15 protein-coding genes are annotated in these 16,635 nt (G+C 28.9%); 7 read left to right on the top strand and 8 right to left on the bottom strand.

Features of this window, described 5'->3' with window-relative positions; genetic code table 11:
• Positions 1 to 48: 48 nt before the first annotated feature.
• From KGF46_RS15735 to KGF46_RS15725, 3 genes are all read right to left on the bottom strand, one after another.
• Positions 49 to 1,473: a glycoside hydrolase family 55 protein gene (locus KGF46_RS15735; protein ID WP_227850502.1), complete on the bottom strand. Its 1,425-nt coding sequence runs from the start codon at positions 1,471 to 1,473 to the stop codon at positions 49 to 51.
• A 158-nt stretch (positions 1,474 to 1,631) separates the two neighbouring features.
• Positions 1,632 to 3,083, bottom strand: a complete 1,452-nt coding sequence (locus tag KGF46_RS15730; RefSeq protein WP_227828377.1) for a glycoside hydrolase family 55 protein — start codon at positions 3,081 to 3,083, stop codon at positions 1,632 to 1,634.
• A gap of 25 nt (positions 3,084 to 3,108) precedes the next feature.
• Positions 3,109 to 4,455, bottom strand: a complete 1,347-nt coding sequence (locus KGF46_RS15725) for a glycoside hydrolase family 55 protein (RefSeq protein ID WP_227862155.1) — start codon at positions 4,453 to 4,455, stop codon at positions 3,109 to 3,111.
• Positions 4,456 to 4,914: 459 nt separating this feature from the next.
• On the opposite strand from KGF46_RS15725, the gene KGF46_RS15720 reads away from it, so the two are divergent.
• Positions 4,915 to 5,064 (top strand): hypothetical protein, encoded by a 150-nt coding sequence (locus tag KGF46_RS15720; protein WP_227828375.1) that lies wholly within the window; start codon positions 4,915 to 4,917, stop codon positions 5,062 to 5,064.
• A 204-nt stretch (positions 5,065 to 5,268) separates the two neighbouring features.
• Here KGF46_RS15720 and KGF46_RS15715 read toward each other — a convergent pair whose 3' ends face one another.
• The 3 genes from KGF46_RS15715 to KGF46_RS15705 form a co-directional block, all read right to left on the bottom strand.
• On the bottom strand, positions 5,269 to 5,808 hold the full coding sequence (locus KGF46_RS15715; protein ID WP_227828374.1) for a flavodoxin family protein: 540 nt from the start codon (positions 5,806 to 5,808) through the stop codon (positions 5,269 to 5,271).
• On the bottom strand, positions 5,801 to 6,217 hold the full coding sequence (locus tag KGF46_RS15710; RefSeq protein WP_227828373.1) for a MerR family transcriptional regulator: 417 nt from the start codon (positions 6,215 to 6,217) through the stop codon (positions 5,801 to 5,803). The genes KGF46_RS15715 and KGF46_RS15710 overlap by 8 nt, the downstream gene beginning before the upstream one ends.
• Positions 6,218 to 6,379: 162 nt before the next feature.
• Positions 6,380 to 7,501, bottom strand: coding sequence for an aldo/keto reductase (locus tag KGF46_RS15705; protein WP_227850503.1), 1,122 nt, complete (start codon positions 7,499 to 7,501; stop codon positions 6,380 to 6,382).
• A gap of 134 nt (positions 7,502 to 7,635) precedes the next feature.
• On the opposite strand from KGF46_RS15705, the gene KGF46_RS15700 reads away from it, so the two are divergent.
• Both KGF46_RS15700 and KGF46_RS15695 read left to right on the top strand, forming a co-directional pair.
• On the top strand, positions 7,636 to 7,854 hold the full coding sequence (locus KGF46_RS15700) for a winged helix-turn-helix transcriptional regulator (protein ID WP_227828371.1): 219 nt from the start codon (positions 7,636 to 7,638) through the stop codon (positions 7,852 to 7,854).
• Positions 7,855 to 7,967: 113 nt separating this feature from the next.
• Complete coding sequence (locus KGF46_RS15695; RefSeq protein ID WP_227861324.1) at positions 7,968 to 9,638, top strand: cell wall-binding repeat-containing protein; 1,671 nt, start codon at positions 7,968 to 7,970, stop codon at positions 9,636 to 9,638.
• Positions 9,639 to 9,894: 256 nt separating this feature from the next.
• Here the strand turns inward: KGF46_RS15695 and KGF46_RS15690 are convergent, their stop codons facing one another.
• Together KGF46_RS15690 and KGF46_RS15685 are read right to left on the bottom strand one after the other, a co-directional pair.
• Positions 9,895 to 10,161, bottom strand: coding sequence for a conserved phage C-terminal domain-containing protein (locus tag KGF46_RS15690; RefSeq protein ID WP_227856921.1), 267 nt, complete (start codon positions 10,159 to 10,161; stop codon positions 9,895 to 9,897).
• A gap of 26 nt (positions 10,162 to 10,187) precedes the next feature.
• Positions 10,188 to 10,772 (bottom strand): hypothetical protein, encoded by a 585-nt coding sequence (locus tag KGF46_RS15685; protein ID WP_227862154.1) that lies wholly within the window; start codon positions 10,770 to 10,772, stop codon positions 10,188 to 10,190.
• A gap of 541 nt (positions 10,773 to 11,313) precedes the next feature.
• On the opposite strand from KGF46_RS15685, the gene KGF46_RS15680 reads away from it, so the two are divergent.
• From KGF46_RS15680 to KGF46_RS15665, 4 genes are all read left to right on the top strand, one after another.
• On the top strand, positions 11,314 to 12,234 hold the full coding sequence (locus tag KGF46_RS15680; RefSeq protein WP_227828368.1) for a GyrI-like domain-containing protein: 921 nt from the start codon (positions 11,314 to 11,316) through the stop codon (positions 12,232 to 12,234).
• Between the two features lie 90 nt (positions 12,235 to 12,324).
• Complete coding sequence (locus tag KGF46_RS15675; protein ID WP_227850506.1) at positions 12,325 to 14,745, top strand: excinuclease ABC subunit UvrA; 2,421 nt, start codon at positions 12,325 to 12,327, stop codon at positions 14,743 to 14,745.
• Positions 14,745 to 15,767 (top strand): serine hydrolase domain-containing protein, encoded by a 1,023-nt coding sequence (locus KGF46_RS15670; protein WP_227842388.1) that lies wholly within the window; start codon positions 14,745 to 14,747, stop codon positions 15,765 to 15,767. Before KGF46_RS15675 ends, KGF46_RS15670 begins: the two co-directional genes overlap by 1 nt.
• Before the next feature lie 100 nt (positions 15,768 to 15,867).
• Entirely contained in the window at positions 15,868 to 16,614 is a 747-nt protein-coding gene (locus KGF46_RS15665) for a MerR family transcriptional regulator (RefSeq protein WP_227828365.1), read from the top strand.
• The last annotated feature ends 21 nt before the right edge of the window (positions 16,615 to 16,635 follow it).

Genomic DNA, 16,635 nt, shown 5'->3' with positions numbered 1-16,635 from the left:
TATAAAAAATGAACCCTGTTGTAAGGATTCATTTTTTTATATTATTTATTACTTATTTTTTTGAGTTTCAGGGGATTTTGGGGGTGCAGGGACTTCATAATAATATACAGTTTCTTTTCCAATAAGTTCAGAACCAAGTTTTACCCATTCTCCTCCATAGGTAGATTTTATCTGAGAAATATCTGAATCTAATGATGTAACAATAAGACCCTGTTGAGCTCTAAATATATTTTTTTTCTCATCGCCAGTGCCAGTGCCAGTTTTAAAACTCAATTTCCCATTATCTAACATTAACAAATTTCTATTTTTGTGATATCCCTTCAAGTTAATACCATTAACAATCTCTGGAACAGATGAGTCAATAAATATATAATCATTAAAGTTATTTTTTAACCTTAAATTTCCACCTCCGTGTACTGATTTTACTATATAATCATAAGCATCTATGCTACATTTCAGTGTAGAATTTGGTATTTGAAGAGTTTCAAATACATAAACTTTATGCTTATATTCTAATCCATCATCCCAATTATCTTTATTATCACTAAGCAAATTAACATGGCAATTCTTAAAATTCTCTCCATAGAATAATGAATATGCATCTTCTTTCCTATTTTCCATATTTGAATAAGTATCATAATCTGTATTATAATAATACTGACCACATCTTCTTATAATCCCAGATATAGAAGTATTAATCATTGTACCAAATGCAAAACCACAATGTCCACATTGATCAATAGTAATATTATTAATCTTATAACTACCGCCACCCTTACTTCTAAGGCCTACTTCTTGTATTTTCTCGATTTTAATATTATTCAGACTAGCTCCTACCTTAATTTCCATACCCTTTTGGCATTCATATATTCTACTGTTTGAAATAATTATGTCATTTCCTGTATCAATACCTAGTCCGCAAGAGGAAACTGTAATATCATTTACAATTGAATAGTAAGGAATTTGAATTCCTGTACCTGAGAAGCCAGTTATATAAAGATTTTCATAATGACCTAGGCCTGTAGTTTCAGCAGTACATGTAATTGCTGATACCCCCTTCATTTCTTCATTATTTTCATTTCTCTTAATGAACATTTCATAATGATAATGTGGATTTCCTTTTGTTGGGGGTTCATCATGAACAATCATCTCACAGCTATCAGAATAAAAACTTATATTTTTAATACATTGTTTTCTTCCTGTCAATGTAATAATACTCATATTAGGAACTCCACGTGTTATAAATTCTGTAGCAGATGTTGATGAATCAGAATCTCCATGTAAGGTTATTTCTTTATCAATCGCAATACCAGTTTTAAATAGGTATTTACCTTTTGGGAAATACAAAATACAAAAATCTGTTTCACTAATAATTTTCTGTATAAAAGGTCCTACATCTTCTGTCCCATCATTTTTAATATCAGGCTCTCTTTCTAATACGTTAATCCATTTTTTATTCTTAATTTCTTCCATAATATTATCTATTCCTTTCTTAATTTACTCAATACCAAAAGGTTATGTGCTTTTGGTATTAAATGAATTTTTATAGTTACCAATTGTACTATATAAAATTTATTGAAACTAATAACTAGACCATTGGCAAAATACTTGCTTAAGTCTAATATATTTACTTACTTATCTATCACTTTATAATAGTGTATAGTTCTTCCAACTTCTACTTTTTGACTTATTTTCTCCAATTTTACTTTATATTGACCAGAAACTGTATTGATATTACTAGTTGATGTTGATATAATATCATTTACCTGTGGGCTATGCATCTTAATATTGCCATTTATATACATCTCATCATTTTTTATCTTTATTTTGTCATTATGACCTTTTTCAGATATACCAACTCCATTAATACTACTAAGTTCACCATCATAAAATATAACTATTTGTTCTTTATTATTGTATATTAGGTTTCCTTTTTCTGAATTAACAACCATATCAGTAGCATCTATATTGCATCTTAATAATACATTCTTGGCTTCAAAAGCTTCTATAAGATATATCTTATGTTCCCTAAATCTTAAATCCCCTTCCTTAAATTTATCTTTCCCTTTATCATCCCAATAGTCTCCATTGTCATTTGCGATTGTTATATTACTTGACTCTATTGAATTCCCATAAAATAAGGAATAAGCTTCCTTAACTCTCTCGTCTAACTTCAAATAGTCATCATAGTTAAAATTAAAATAAAATTGACCACATCTTGAGATATTTCCTGATACGTAGGTATTAGACATTGAGTCAAACTTGAATCCGCAATATCCACATTGGTCAATTGTAACATTTGTAACAAAGTTTAAGCCCTTACCAATATTGTCAATAGCAATCCTACCAACTTCTTCTACTCTCATACCATTAATAAAAGTTCCAGTAGAAATTTCCATTCCATAATCACATCCCCAAGTCTTTCCATTAGTAATTATTGAATCTTCTCCTGTACTAATACCACGATTACATGAAAAAACAGTAATATCGTTTACTGTAGAATTATTAGGCATCTTAAGTGCAATTTCACCGAAGCCACCAAAGTCTACATTTTCATAATGTCCAGGCCCTTCTGATACATTTTCACATACAATTGCTGATATACATTTCCCTTTGTGTTCACTTGTGAATATTATTTCATGATGAAATCCTGATTCACCATTTGCAGGAGGTTCCTCAGGTGTCTTCTTGCTATTGCAATTGTTTGATTGGAAAGAAATACTTTTAATACAATGCTTTACTCCCTTTATGGTTATCATTGTAAAACTTTCAATTGTACCATCTTCTACCTTTTTTTGATCGAATTTACCAGAAAATTGTGTTGTTCCTGAATAATAATCTGGACTATTTGGATTATTTGACCTAAAATATGTGTCTCCACATAGTGTTAATCGTTTGTTAATCTCTATACCACTTGTAAATAAGTACTTCCCTTTTGGAAAATATATAATAGAGTCTTCTGGTGCAGCATTTATAATTTCTTGCACCCTAGAACTTACATCTTCTGTTTCATCTCTACAAACTCCATAATCTAAAACATTAATCCAGCCACCTGTTTCTTTAATTATTATAGGTTCTCCCATAATTCGCTACCTCCTAAGTTTAAAACTAATCGTTTATTTTTTTATAATAGTACATAGGTTCTCCATTAAGTGTTTTTACACCAATTTGTTCCCATGTTCCACTATGCAATTTACTTATCTCTACTTCTGAATCTAATATTGAAGATATAACAGAATTCTTCTGTAATTTAGGAACCACTAAATCTTTTCCCCCATCATCTACATAAAGTGTATTATCAATTATCTTAAGTAAATCACCTTGATTTACATCAGAAACTTGAACTCCGCCTACAGAACAAATCTCACCATCATAGAACTTATAAGTATTTCTACCATTTTCTAATAGTAAGTTACCTTTTGCACATTGTATAAAGCTATCAGCTTCAGCATCACATTCTAGAGTTACATTAGTTGTTTCATTCGCTTTGATTACATGTATCTTGCGCTCTAGACCATTTTCTAGAGTATCAACATTATTATTCATCAATACAATATTGCAGTTGTCTAAAGTGTCTCCATAAAGTATAGAATAAGCTCCTTCTTTTTTATCTGGAAGATTTTTATAAGTATCATAGTCAACGTTTTTATAATATTGGCTACAGTTAGTAAATCTTGCAGTTATCTGGCTATGAGACATTTTTTCAAACATAAACCCACAGTATCCACATTTATCAACTGCAAGATTAATCATAAGATTGAAACCAAGTCCTTTATTATTAATACCTACTTCTTGAATATCTTCTATTTTTACATTGTTTAAGCTGACACCAGTTGTAATTTCCATTCCATTTTTACATCTATAAACCTTACTACTAGAAAGCATAGATTTTTCTCCAAGTTTTATACCAAGACCACATGAGGTAACAGTAATATCATTACCAGTTGCATAAAGTGGAATTTCAATTCCTGTTCCCGAAAATCCAGAAATATATAGATGTTCAAAATGTGATAGACCTTGTACTCCTTCACCTTCTGTTATAGCAGATACATCTTTAGGTAATTCATTTTTTATTTCACGATTATCATAGTAAAAGTTAATATTTTTTATAGTTTGATTTGTCTCTGTCAATGTAACAATACTCATATTAGAAACGCCTCTAGTTATAAAATTTGTTGCTCCTATAAATGGTTTTTTATTGTCTTCACTTTCACTTAATTCTAGAACATCTCCTCCATAATAAGAATTTCCTTGAAGTGTTATTTGTTGGCTAATCTTAATACCTTTTTCAAATAAATAGTCACCGTTTGGAAAATATATAACAGAATCTTTTAGTGATTCATCAGAAACAATATCTTGTATCATATCACTTACATCAGATTTTCCAGTAATGTCTATTTTGCTATTTAGTTCCAGCACATTAACCCAGTCTGGAGTTTTAGTTTCAATTGCCATGATTAATTCCTCCTTTTAAAATTTAAATTATTTGTATATACAGGAAGAAGTGTATTTTTACTATAATCATAATAAATCTATATTTGTTTATGACATTTGAGATAATCTTTATCATTAGAATACTTTATTTTTTGCTAATTAATAGAGCTGTTCTTTTTAGTCTTATTACTACTAAAAAATTAATCTGTGAAATCATATAAAATATACTAAATAGATTCAATATTGTATGCCAAATAAGCTGATAGATTTTATCTTCTCATAGTCACACATTTCCTGTAACTCCTATACTAGCATTAAAATTCATCTTATCAGTAGTTGATTTGTTTATAAACTGTTTATATTTTGTCCATATTTTTATTTACATTTAATTTATAAATCATTTATAATTTACTTATTTTATAAAATTATTAGTTAGTTTATTAAAAGTTAGTACTTATATTTATGATATGATAATAAAATATGAGGACTGATGTTATAGATGAAAAATCTTTAGAAATATTATTAAAATTAGATAATAGTATTAAAATTAGCAACAGACTTGATATAATTGACAATAAGCTTGATATGACTGATTACAGACTTGATACAACTCAAAATGATATTATATAAATTAAATTAGATGAAAAAACTAATTTTCAAATCTAGCAATTATATACAACAAAAAACTGTAAGTAAATTTGTTTTACACAAATCTACTTACAGCCTCTAAATGGTAGAATACTCTTAGTCTACTATTTATTTTATCTAGATTATTCTGGAGTCACTCCATCAATAAAATTTAGAGAATCTAACGCTCTTAAAAATACCTCTTACCTACACTGACTTACCCATTTCATATGCCTGTTTCATTGCTACACTTTCTTTAATATCACCTACATGCCAAGCTCCTACGCCATAAACTATACCTTTTTCCTTAGCACCGTTTAGACATGATGTAAATCCTCTGAATCCTTCTAATGTTCTTTCCATAGCTTGCTCACTATTGTCTGCTGCGGCAACAATGAAATAAAACTCTTTTCCAGAAATTTCAGTGTATCTCGAACAGGTTCTATCAATCATAGTTTTCATTTGTGCATTCATAGTATAAAAATAAACTGGAGTTGCCAAAACAATAACATCTGCTTTAATCATTTTTTCAAGAATTTCTTCCATGTCATCTTTTTGTGGGCAACTTCCACCTTTCTCATAACAGACTCCGCATCCTACACAATAATTAACTTCCTTATCTTTCAAAAATATTTTTTCTACTTGATTTTTAGATTCCAATGCCCCTTGCATAAATTGGTCACATAGTAAATCAGAATTCCCACCTTTTCTAGGGCTTGCAGACAGTACAAGTACACTTTTATTCATAAGACAATACCTCCGTTCTTTGACTCTCACTATTATTCTTTAATGTTTTTTCTTTTTCAATAACTTTATCTTCATATCCATCAATCTTACTATTTAATCGTTCTAAAGTTTTCTGCATATCTTCTATTCTTCTAGAAAGCTGATTTCGTTGTTCTATTAAAAGGTCTTTTCTCGCTTTTATAGTTTCATTCCCTTTTTGAAACATAGTTACATACTCAATCAATGTCTCAATGGAAAGCCCTGCACTTCTCATACATTTGATGAAATTAACCCACTCACAATCTTTTTCTGTAAAAGACCTAATTCCACTTTTGTTTCTACTTACAGGTGGTATTAAGCCAATTCGTTCATAATATCGTAAAGTATCTGCTGAAAGTTCGTATTTTTTACTCACTTCTGAAATTGTCACACAAATCCTCCTCCTTTCTTGATAGTGTATAATTTAAAATTCGATTAAACAGTTTGACTGACATTTCATCAATTTCAACTTTTCTATATATCATTAATTATTTTACTTATATTTCATTAACTTCAATTTTTCCGTATAACATTAATTATTTTATGGTAACAATTATTTTTCAAATATTTCTGCTACATTCTTTAAAGAGTCTACAATTTTAATGTGTTGTGGACAATTTTTCTCACACTGTTTACATCCAATACAATCTGACGCTTTTCCATAAGTTTTAGTGTAGTTATTATAGTAAACCATTTGTGTTGAAAATCCAGTATTAAGAGCTTGCTTTTCTGCATTGTATAAAGCAAAATAGTTTGGAATAGCAATATTTTTTGGACATCCTTCTACACAATATTGGCAAGCAGTACATGGAACTGCAATTGCTTCATTTATAATTTCTACTGCTTCATCTATAACATCATATTCTTTCTGTACAAATGGTTCAAAATTTTGCATATATCCTGTGTTATCTAATAGTTGTTCCATATTTGACATTCCACTTAAAACCATCATGACATTATCTTTACTTGCTGCAAAACGAATTGCCCATGATGGCACTGACATATCTGGATTGTAATCATTAAATAATTTTTCGGCTCTTTCTGGTATTTTTGCTAGTGTACCACCTTTTACTGGTTCCATAACGATAACAGGTTTATTGTGTTTTGTTGCTACTTCATAACATTTTCTAGATTGTATGCTTTCATTATCCCAATCCAAATAGTTAATCTGTAACTGAACAAAATCTACTTCTGGATGTTCATTCAATACTTTGTCTAATAGTTCTGCACTATCATGAAAAGAAAAACCAATATTTTTTATTTTTCCTTCTTTTTTCTTTTCTTCAATAAACTTAAAGCTGTCAAATTTCTTGGCTACCTCATAATGTGATACACCTATATTATGTAAAAGATAATAATCAAAATAATCTACACCACATTTTTCTAACTGTTCATTAAAAATAGGTTCCTGCTCTTCTTTTGCTTTCAAAGCCATTAGTGGCAGTTTTGTAGCTACAGTAAAACTTTCTCTTTTATGTCTCTTTACTAGAGATTCTCTAAGTGCTATTTCACTTTTACCCATATGGTATACATATGCTGTATCAAAATATGTAAATCCTCTCTCTAAAAAAGTATCAACCATCTTATTTAAGTAATCCATATCAATACTTGTAGCATCATTTTCATCTTTTACTGGTAAACGCATTAATCCAAATCCTAATTTTTTTTGTTCCATTGTCCTGCTTCCCCCTTTAAGTATTCTCTACTTTAACTTATTCTTTTAAATACTTATAAACTTTCTATAATTATACTTTACTACTTAGAGTTAACTTCAAGTCAATAGTTTTTTTTATTTTTTAATTAAATACTATGAAAATTTATCAAGAAATTTCACCCAAAGTAGAATATTCCCTAACAGATTTAGGAATAAGCTTTTTACCTGTTTTAGAACATATTAAACAATGGGCAAAACCTATTTATCAAATGATAAAAGTAATCCATACTGATTTACATATATTCAAGGTTAGAAACATTTTCCCAAGTATTTATGATACAATGTTAAATAAGAAAATAAAAACTTTATATTGAATAATCTTATCTGTTATTTTTAAAATGTTACATTTAATAGTAACTTGATTTTAAGATTATATTTTACTAGTTCATACTAAATAAGAAAATATAAGGATTGTGAGGTAAAAAATATGAATAAGAAAAACTTAGCTATATTAGTGGCAGGTATGCTGTTTTTTTCTAGCTCTTCAGTAATATTTGCAAACAACTTAACAAAACAAGAAAGATTAATAGGTAAAACAAGATATGAAACGGCTGTAGAAGTGAGTAAAGTAGGGTGGGTTCAATCAAAAACAGCAATTATAGTCAATGGTAACTCTATTCAAAGCGCACTTTGTGCAAATCCTTTTGCTAAATTAAAAAATGCTCCTATACTTTTAGTAAATAATAATAGCATAGAAAGTTCAACTAAAACTGAACTTAAAAGACTTGGAGTAGATAATGTATATATAGTGGACAGTGGAAATAGTATATCCAATAAAGTAGAAAATGAAATAAAATCACTTAACATAAAAGTAAATAAAATAGTAGGAAATAATATCTATGAAATGTCTACAAATGTACTTAAAGAAATAGATAAGATAAAAAAAGTAGAAAATGTAGCAGTTGTAAATGGATTAAAGGGGTTATCTGATGCAGTTAGCATAGCTTCTCCATCAGCAATACATAATATGCCTATAATACTAGTATCTGAGGAAAACAGCAATAATAGCAGTATAAATTTCTTAAATAATAGGTCTATAAAAAAATCTTATATAGTTGGAGGAAATAAGATTTTATCAGACAATACAGTAAAAAAATATCCAAATAAAGAGAGAATCAGTGGTTCAGATAGAAACAATACTAATGCCAAAATTATTGAGCAATTTTATAAAAACAAAAGCATAAAAAATGTATTTGTTACTAAAGATGGTATGAACAAAGAAAATGCACTAGTAGACGCATTATCAATAGGAGTATTGGCAGCCAAAGAAAATTCTCCTGTAATAATATCTAATGGTACTCTTGCAAACAGCCAAAAAGATTTTATTAAAAATAAAGACATAAAAGAAGTAACACAAGTTGGCGGAGGTGATAACCAAAAAGCCTTTGAGGATATCTTAAAACTAAAAGATGTCGATATAAGAAATAAAACTAAAAAAATATCTTTAATTGAAGCTAAAGAAATATTAAAGCAAGCTGTTCCAGGAAGTAATGTTTTAGTTTGTTACTACGACCACGATGATAACAAATACGACAGTAAGGTTATAAAGGATAATATTGTATATGAAGTAGAAATAGATGCATACTCTGGTAAAATAATAGAAATTGAAAAAGATGATGATATAAATAACGATAACTTAAATGTAAAAAATATATCTTTAGATAAAGCTAAATCTATAATCCTAGATGCTATTCCTAATGGTAATTTAATGTACTGTAAATATGATGCTGACGATAATGAATATGAGGCTAAAGTTGTAAAAGATAATAAAACATATGAAATAGAAATAAATGCATTTGATGGAAGAATTATAGATATTGATATGGATGACGATTCTGATGATAATGATTATGATGATTCTGATAATAATCAAAATAATAGTGATTCTAATGCTAATAACAATAAATCTATAATTAGCATTGAAAAAGCTAAGTCAATAATGCTAAATAAAGTACCTGGTGGTAAAATAGTAAAATTTGAATACGATGAAGATGATAAAGAATATGAAGGCGAAATAATAAAAGGAAGCAACGAATATGATATAACAATCAGTGCAATCACTGGAAAAATATTAGAATATGAAGTTGATACAATATAGTATATGGTTCTAATTATACAGTTTATAAAAAGTTTCTTATTTTATATTACTGGAATTTTAAAAATTCCAGTAATATTTTTTATTATCAATAACACTAAGAATCCTATTTAATATTAACAATTCTATTTAATACTAACAATTCTATTTAATACTAACAATCCTATTTTCTATACATATAACATATCTGAACATAAACTATATCTGAATTTTAGATTTTTTGTAATATCTATTCTAGTATATCTCTTCACCATTATAATCACTTTTCATTTAAATAAGTCTTGAATTCTTGACCAAACAGAGTCTCTGGTTTTATATCCACTAGCATAGGAGTATCCTTCCAGTTCTTAACTCTTGATTCTATAACTTTATAAAAATCTTCTAATCTGTGACCTTCTTTTCTTCTTTCAGCTATAAGTTTGTTGGCTGTTTCTGAATCAAACCTAAAACTTTCCCCTGATTCTTTATTTAATTTTTTTATAATATTTTCATAAATACTTTCTATATAATAGTCATCCTCTTCCACATCAGTATTTTTCTTGGAATTCTTTTTTAATAACTCTTTTTTAATAACTCTTTTTTTAAATTTTTTTTTAATAATTCTTTTTTCTTTGTTACATCTTCTGTTTCATCTACAGTATGAAGTTCTGGGTCATAACCCCATGTTCTATACTCTTTATCCATATAACTGTACATATTGATATCACTGACTTTATCTTTCTTATACTTATATTCATATTTTGATACCTTTTGGCTACTATTATTTGTTTCATTAATATTTTCCAAGATATCTTCAAAAAAACTTCTACGTTTCTTTATTACACCTGTATCACTACTTTCAGAACATATATAACTATATACAGAGCAACAATTTCCCTTCACTCCTCGACTTATTAGTCTCAATATTCCTAAATCTATAAACTCATTTACAAGCCTACTTATTGTAGATATTGATAAATCAAGGTCAGATGCAGCCTTTCTTACGGTCATCTGAAACTGTCCCCTTGGTAAAGTTCCCTTTAATCTTTGTATATTTTCTTTTCTCATTATATAGTGATTAAACCTTATTTTATTTACATCACTTCGCTCGTTAAAATATAATACTGCTGAATTTAATTGATAAAAACCATTGTTCATATTCTTATTCCCCCAATTCAAATAAATAGTTGTTTGTAAATATTTTTGTATTTCTTAATAATTTATTAGATGATTATATTTTATTAAAAATCATTCTTCTATATTTTTCATTTTAAAGTTTTAAAGGCATTATGTTAATAGATGAGATTTAACTTTTTTATTTAAACAATAAATTTAATAATTTTTTTAATATAAATATTTTCTTGGTTTATAAATATTTTCTTAAAATTGATATATAGTTCTCAGTATCAAAATTTACAGCCATACTAGATATTAAGTTTTTGTCCATGTTATAGTCTCTAACTTTATATAAATATATAACCAAATATACAATCGAAAAATATATCATTATGTTATACTAAGTGTTACAAAGTAAGATACTAATTCTCTTATAATATAAATTGTTATTATATATAAGAAAAATTCCTAATAAAAAATCTATTTAACATTTTGTTTACTTTAAATCTCACATACTCAACGCTTTATTTACTATAAATAAGGATATTTAAAATATATATTTTTGTAATAAGGAGGTATACTTATGACTGATTCCCAAAGTAAAAAAGAATACTTACGTAGTATTTGCAAAGTACAGGACTATATAGAAGAGCATTTGTATGATTCTCTTTCTCTTGAAGAGCTCTCTAATATAGCAGGTTTTTCAAAGTTTCATTTTCATAGGATTTTCAAAGCGATAGAAAAAGAAACATTATCACAGTATGTAAGTAGGTTAAAACTAGAAGGAGCCACGTCTTTTCTTATTCATCGTACTGACATGACAATTACTGATATTGCACATTATTTTGGTTTTACTGATTCCGCGGTTTTTTCACGAGCATTCAAAAATTACTATAAGATAAGCCCTATAAAATATAGAAATAATTATAGCAAGAATTGCAAAGAACCATATAAAATTTCTCAGTATAATAGATACATATCAAAACTTAAATCTAAAAATAATAGAGAGGTTAAAGGAGAAATTGAAATCTTAGAACTTGATAATGTAAATACAGCTTATATTAGATACACTGGGTCATATGGAAATTTAGCTAGTCATTTTCCAAAGATTGTAGAAAAACTCTTTGAATATGCAAATGAGCAGAATCTAGTTGAACTTGAAAAGACAAATATATTAGCTATTTATCATGATAATCCTCAATTTACACAAGAACATCATTTGAGGACTAGTATTTGTATGACAATTCCAAATAATATTGTTGTCAAAGAAAATAGCGACCTTGGTAATATGACAATACCTTCTGGTAAATATCTTGTGGGGCATTTTAGTATTTTTCAAAATGAATATAGTGATGCTTGGGATTTTATGTATAATGAATGGCTATCAAATGATGAGCATAAATTACGTAATTCTTTCCCTTTTGAAGTATACCTTAATGACCCAAATACTCACCCACAAAATAAACATATAGTTGATATATATTTACCTATAGAGCCTTTTTAATACTATGATTTCGCTTAACCTCTTCTTATATTAAGGATTAAAACATCCCAATTTTATAGTTTGATAAAATTAATAAAATGAGGTGAATTAATGAAAGAAATAAAAATTAAAGGAGCAAAAATTCATAACCTAAAAAATATAGATATCTCTATCCCCAAAAATAAGCTTGTAGTTGCAACAGGTGTCAGTGGTTCAGGTAAGTCCAGTCTTATGTTTGATATTGTATTTGAGGAAGGGCGTAAACAGTACTTACAGTCCTTAGGCATACTTTCAGGCATTGATAATGAGAATAAATTCGATAACATTCAAGGATTAGCTCCTACTATAGCTGTTAAACAAAATATCATTCGTCAGAGTAATCCTCGTTCAACAGTAGGTACTAGAACCAATATTATTAGTATGCTTACACTATTATATGCAGGAGAAGGACAAGTACTATGTTCTGCGTGTAACACTCCTGTAGACAATAATCTTATTTGTAATAATTGTGGTAATAAAGAAGAACGATTAAGACCAAGTTATTTTTCATATACATCTTCAGATGGAATGTGTGTAAAGTGTTCTGGACGTGGAGCATACTTTGAAATTAATATTGAAAAACTTATCTTGGATAAGCACACTACCCTAAAAAAAGTTTTAGATAGAGCCCAAATTACACCAGGATATTTGAGAGTTCTATCTAAAAAGTTCAAAGATTATTTAGAGATACCATTCTTACAATTGCCTGAGGAAGTACAAAACGAGGTACTCTATGGCCATTATGAAAATGGAAAACGAAGTTCTTGTTTAGCAAAAGTACTTCATGGTCGTCACCAAAGAGGTGAAGACTTAAATGGTATTTATAGCATGACTACTTGTTCTGAGTGCAATGGTTTTAAAATTGGTGAAGAAGCACGCCAAGTTTTATTAAATGGAAAGCATATTGGCGAACTTGGAAAAATGAGCATTTTAGAAGTTCATGAATTCCTAAAATCCTTATTAAATCAAAACAAACTAACTACTCTAGGCAAAAAATTAATAAATGATATTTTGATTAAGACAAACAATCTAATAAAATCAAGACTAGGTCATCTGTCCTTGTACAGAGAGATGTCAACTTTAAGTGGTGGAGAAATACAAAGACTATTTTTAAATTCTCACCTTGATTCAGAGATGGATTCATTAATTTACGTACTTGACGAACCAACTGCGGGATTACATGAATCTGAAAAAATCGATATTCTAAAATCCATTAAAGATTTAAAAGATTTAGGTAACACTGTCATTGTAGTTGAACACGATAAAAATACAATTAATATGGCAGAACATATTATTGATATAGGGCCAAAAGCTGGTGTTGAAGGTGGACAGTTAATATATCAAGGCGATTTAGAAGGTCTGCTTAAATCAAATGAGTCAATTACTGGACAATATATATCAGGAAAATACTCCATGCCTACTAGAACAGCATCTAAAAATATTACGGATATTGAAAAAATGCCTTGTATAGTTGTTCAAAATGCAAGTACGAATAATCTTAAAAACGTTACTGCATCATTACCTTTAGGTGCTATGATTGGAATAGCTGGAAAATCTGGCAGTGGAAAAAGTTCCCTTATATCAGATACATTGCTACCTCTTCTTAGAAGTTACTTCAATAATCAACCAAATAATAATAAAGCGACTATTAAGGAAAATGAAGTAAGTGATGAGGATGATTATGCAATTGTAGAAACTATTGCAGATAAATTAAGTGGTACACAATATATCTCTGGATATTCAGAAATATCTCAAACTCCTATTGGTAGAAATATGAACTCAACACCTGCATCTTATATTGGTATATGGGATAAGATACGTGTTTTATTTGCAGGTCAACCAGAATCAATAAAACAAAATTTCACTGCTGGACATTTTTCATTCAATTCAAAGGGTGCTTGTTCTAAATGTAGTGGTAGCGGATATGAAAAAATCTGGTTGGGAAATAATTTAAGTATGGACAGTATATGTAATGAGTGTCATGGAAAAAGATTTAATGATGAATCCCTATCCATTAAATATAAGAATAAAAATATCTATGATGTCCTAAATATGAGTGTATCCGAAGCTGTTAGTTTTTTCGAAGATACTCCAAATATTGTTTCACACTTAAAAGTACTAGAACAAATCGGTATGGGTTATATAAAGCTAGGTCAACCTACCCCTACTTTAAGTGGTGGCGAATCTCAAAGAATCAAGCTTGCAAAAGAGATTGGCAAAAAGCGAAAAGGCAATATTCTCTATGTATTGGATGAACCCACTACTGGTTTAAGTTTATATGATACTGCTAAACTAATTCAATTGTTGGATGAACTAGTCGAAAATGGAAATTCTGTAATTGTTGTTGAACATGATATAGAAGTTCTAAATACTTGTGATTGGATTATTGAACTTGGTCCAGAAGGTGGAGACAAAGGCGGATATATCATTGCAGAGGGTTCTCCTCAACAACTAAAAGAAAACTCAAAGTCTATAACAGGGAGGTATTTATAATGGATAAAGACTACTGCTTAGATTTGAAATTTGAAAATATAGACCCTTTAAGTGTTGGAATGGATTCAAAAAAACTTTCACAACTTGAACCTTTAATAATCTCACAATATAGCAATATAAACGCAATAATCATAGCAAGAAGAGGAAATATCGTCTTTGAAAAATATTATAATGGTTATAATGCTGACGATACTTTTCATGTTGCATCTGTCACAAAAAGTATCATATCAGCCTTAATTGGTATCGCAATAGACAAGGGTTATATAAAGGATGTTGAGCAAAAAGTTGTTGATTTTTTCCCTGAATATAATTGTAGCCCTGCTGATATATACAAAAAAGCAGTAACTATATGCCATTTGCTTACAATGACTGCACCATACCCTTTTAAAAATACAACTGAGTCATTGGAGAGGCTTTCTAAGCAACGAGATTGGGTAAAATACACCCTAAATCAACTTGGTCAAAACAAAAATATTGGAACTTTCAAATATTCTTCAGCTGGAGTTCATCTACTTTCAGCTATTATTACAAATACCACAGGAAAGTGTGCTCGTGAATTTGCTAATGAACATCTATTCAAACCTATTGGTATGAGAGAAATACCAGATTATGATATAAAAGATTTTGGCTTTGAAGATTTGTTTGGAAAAAACCTTAAAGGTTGGGCAAAAGATAGACAAGGTAATACTACAGGTGGCTGGGGACTTACATTGAGTGCCAGAGATATGTTACGATTTGGTTCTCTGTATTTAAATGATGGTATTTGGAATAATAAACGTATTATATCTAAATCATGGATTGAAGAATCAACTAAAATGAATTCCAATGAGTATGGTTATCTATGGTGGCTATGTGAAGAAGATGGAGTTCTTTGGTACTCAGCAATGGGAGCTGGAGGAAATGCTATCTGTTGTATACCACATTATGACTTGGTGATAGCAATACCATCTAAGATAGTTTTTAAACCTCGTGATAGATGGCAGTTTATTAAAAAACATATACTTACTTCTATAATAGAATAGTTGTATATAGAATGATTATAACAACCCTCCACTATAACACCAGACTTTAGTTTAGTGATATTATTGTTGATGCTATATATACAAGAGGAGTTGAATATAAATGAATACCTACACGACATCAGAAATAGCAGATTTAATTGGTATACATCCTAATACAGTACGTTTATATGAAGAACTTGAACTAATACCTAAACCTAAACGTAATCCTAATGGCTACCGTATCTTTAACGATTTTCATATAGAGCAGTTTAAATTTGCTCGTACAGCCTTAAAAATTGAAGTTACACAAAGAGGATTGAGAAAAAATGCAGTTGAGATTGTCAGAACATCAGCAAATAAAGATTTTGACAAAGCTATTTGTCTTGTGAGTCATTACTTACAACAATTAGAAATAGAAAAATCAAATGCTGAAGAAGCAATCACTATTGTTACAGAGATTTTAAAAGGAAACACACATGAAACAGACAAGTTATTTTTAACTAGAAAAGAAACCGCAGAACACCTAAATGTCACAATAGACACTTTAAGAAATTGGGAAATGAACGGGTTGTTAAAAGTAAAAAGAAAACAAAATGGTTATCGTGTATATACTGATGAAGATATAAAACGACTTAAAATTATTAATTCATTACGTTGTGCAAGCTATTCTCTTTCAGCTATTTTAAGAATGTTAAATGCTTTGTCTTGTAATCCCAATGCTAATATTAAAACTGTTATTGACACTCCAAAAGATGACGATGAAATCATCTCAGTATGTGACAAATTGATAACCTCATTGAAAGAGGCAGAATATAACGCAAAAGCAATGAAATCTCATCTTCAAAGCATGAAAGAACAATTTTCTTAACCCTCCACTCTAACTCCATAC

This window comes from Clostridioides sp. ZZV14-6153 (assembly GCF_020657855.1).
In the GTDB taxonomy this organism is placed as follows: Bacteria; Bacillota; Clostridia; order Peptostreptococcales; family Peptostreptococcaceae; genus Clostridioides.
Note: the sequence above shows the minus strand (reverse complement) of the source record. Positions and strands in the feature narration are given on the sequence as shown.

Coding starts and splice junctions, on each gene's coding strand:
- KGF46_RS15735 (WP_227850502.1), bottom strand. CDS start 1,473: ATGGAAGAAATTAAGAATAAAAAATGGATTAACGTATTAGAAAGAGAG.
- KGF46_RS15730 (WP_227828377.1), bottom strand. CDS start 3,083: ATGGGAGAACCTATAATAATTAAAGAAACAGGTGGCTGGATTAATGTT.
- KGF46_RS15725 (WP_227862155.1), bottom strand. CDS start 4,455: ATGGCAATTGAAACTAAAACTCCAGACTGGGTTAATGTGCTGGAACTA.
- KGF46_RS15720 (WP_227828375.1), top strand. CDS start 4,915: ATGAGGACTGATGTTATAGATGAAAAATCTTTAGAAATATTATTAAAA.
- KGF46_RS15715 (WP_227828374.1), bottom strand. CDS start 5,808: ATGAATAAAAGTGTACTTGTACTGTCTGCAAGCCCTAGAAAAGGTGGG.
- KGF46_RS15705 (WP_227850503.1), bottom strand. CDS start 7,501: ATGGAACAAAAAAAATTAGGATTTGGATTAATGCGTTTACCAGTAAAA.
- KGF46_RS15700 (WP_227828371.1), top strand. CDS start 7,636: ATGAAAATTTATCAAGAAATTTCACCCAAAGTAGAATATTCCCTAACA.
- KGF46_RS15695 (WP_227861324.1), top strand. CDS start 7,968: ATGAATAAGAAAAACTTAGCTATATTAGTGGCAGGTATGCTGTTTTTT.
- KGF46_RS15685 (WP_227862154.1), bottom strand. CDS start 10,772: ATGAACAATGGTTTTTATCAATTAAATTCAGCAGTATTATATTTTAAC.
- KGF46_RS15680 (WP_227828368.1), top strand. CDS start 11,314: ATGACTGATTCCCAAAGTAAAAAAGAATACTTACGTAGTATTTGCAAA.
- KGF46_RS15675 (WP_227850506.1), top strand. CDS start 12,325: ATGAAAGAAATAAAAATTAAAGGAGCAAAAATTCATAACCTAAAAAAT.
- KGF46_RS15670 (WP_227842388.1), top strand. CDS start 14,745: ATGGATAAAGACTACTGCTTAGATTTGAAATTTGAAAATATAGACCCT.
- KGF46_RS15665 (WP_227828365.1), top strand. CDS start 15,868: ATGAATACCTACACGACATCAGAAATAGCAGATTTAATTGGTATACAT.